Raw genomic sequence first — 1,792 nt, forward strand, 5'->3', positions numbered from 1 at the left:
GCTTGCGCAGCAGCGTGAAACAGCCCACCACCGCCGAACTCGCAGCCAGCAGCACCGAGCCCAGCGTCACGTACCGTATGTTGGCATCGGTGAAGGAGAAAAACTCTATGAAGTCCTGCATGGGTTTGATTGTTATTCTTTAATTGCTTGGTGCATGATTCGGACAGTTCGCGATCTGTCCCTACAGGCCATACCTTCTAAATCACTCATTCACTCAATCACTCATTCAAAAATTAACTTTTCTCCCTCGCCGGGAATTCCTGCTTGCGGAGAAGATCACCTACTTTGGAGAGCAGGGTGAGTTTGCCGCCGTAGGTTTGCTCCAATAGCTCCTGGTTCAGCACCTGCTCGGTAGGGCCGGAGGCTACCAGGCGCATGTTGAGCAATACCACCCAATCGAAGTAATCAGAGGCGGACTGCAGGTCATGGTGCACCACGATCACAGTCTTGCCCTCATCACGCATCAGGCGAAGCAGCTGAATGATGGCCGTTTCGGTGGCTATGTCGACGCCCGCGAAGGGCTCGTCCATGAAATAGATGTCGGCATTCTGGGCCAGTGCCCGCGCCAGGAACACCCGCTGCTGCTGTCCACCTGACAGCTGTGAGATCTGCCGGTTGGCAAAACCCTGCATACCTACTTTTTCGAGCGCTTCCATGGCGGCGTCGTTATCTGCTTTGCGCGGGCGTTTGAATAGACCCAGTTGTCCATACCTGCCCATCAGCACCACATCAAACACAGAAGCCGGAAAGTCCCAGTCCACTGACTCACGCTGGGGTACGTAGCTGATGCGGCTGTATACCTGCTTCAGCGGTTGGTCAAAGATGCGCACGTAGCCACTGCTCACTGGTAGCAGGTTCATCATAGCCTTGATCAGGGTAGACTTGCCTGCGCCGTTCGGACCGATCACACCCACGAGCGCACCGGCCGGCAGGGTGAGGTCAATGCCCCACAGCACCGGCTTGCGGTCGTAACTCACCGTCAGGTCGTGTACTTCTACTACTGGGTTTTTTACTTGAAGTATCATAGGATAGCCTTCTTATTTTAAAGAAGTTATAATCGTGTTTGTGTTATGCCGCACCATCCCGGTATAGGTGCCTTCCGGGGTGCCCTCTTCGCCCATGGCATCAGAGAAAAGAGTGCCGCCAATACGCACAGTGTGCCCGCGTTTGCTGCTGCCCTGCACCACGGCCTCAATGGCTTTCGGCGATACCGAAGACTCCACAAAAACTGCCTTGATCTTGTTGGCCACTATAAACTTGACCAGCGAAGACACATCCTGCAGACCGAACTCAGATAGGGTAGAGATACCCTGCAGTCCGCGCACCTCTATGCCGTAAGCCTCGCCATAGTAGCCAAAAGCATCGTGCGCCGTGATCAGGATGCGTTGCTGCTCCGGTATGGAGGCAATGGCGGCTTTGGTTTCATTATGCAGTGTTGAGAGTTCACGCAGGTAGGCCGCTGTTTTGCGCCTGATACACCGCGGCATGCTGTGGGTCCTTCTTCTGGAGTTCGCCGCTCAGGTGCCCGACTACCTGCATCCAAAGCGATACATCGAACCACACGTGCGGGTCATGGCTGTCGGCATACTCTGCTGACTTTAGCAGCTGGTGTTCAGGTATACCTGCAGTCGCGGCCAACACCGTTTTGTAGCGGCTCAGCTTTTCCAGCACTTCTCCCATTTTGCCTTCCAGGTGCAGCCCGTTGTAAATGATGACATCGGCTTCTGTCAGCATGTTCAGGTCGCCCTGGGTTGCCTTGTACAAGTGCGGGTCGACGCCGCTGCCCATGATC

Annotated in this window: 3 protein-coding genes; all 3 read right to left on the reverse strand. The window is 55.0% G+C overall.

Annotated features, from left to right (window positions below):
* Nucleotides 1-233 precede the first annotated feature (233 nt).
* Nucleotides 234-1,025, reverse strand: coding sequence for a metal ABC transporter ATP-binding protein (locus tag O71_RS20910; RefSeq protein WP_007661231.1), 792 nt, complete (start codon nt 1,023-1,025; stop codon nt 234-236).
* 12 nt (nt 1,026-1,037) lie between these two features.
* Entirely contained in the window at nt 1,038-1,487 is a 450-nt protein-coding gene (locus O71_RS26180) for a metal ABC transporter solute-binding protein, Zn/Mn family (protein ID WP_007661232.1), read from the reverse strand.
* Nucleotides 1,444-1,792, reverse strand: a 349-nt coding sequence (locus tag O71_RS26185; RefSeq protein ID WP_007661233.1) for a metal ABC transporter solute-binding protein, Zn/Mn family, incomplete at its 5' end; no start/stop codon positions are given. The genes O71_RS26185 and O71_RS26180, both read right to left, overlap by 44 nt.

Source organism: Pontibacter sp. BAB1700 (assembly GCF_000277005.1).
Lineage (GTDB): Bacteria > Bacteroidota > Bacteroidia > Cytophagales > Hymenobacteraceae > Pontibacter > Pontibacter lucknowensis.

Bases quoted from the DNA above. Each gene is read 5' to 3' on its own strand.
- O71_RS20910 (WP_007661231.1), bottom strand. From the start codon at position 1,025: ATGATACTTCAAGTAAAAAACCCAGTAGTAGAAGTACACGACCTGACG.
- O71_RS26180 (WP_007661232.1), bottom strand. From the start codon at position 1,487: ATGCCGCGGTGTATCAGGCGCAAAACAGCGGCCTACCTGCGTGAACTC.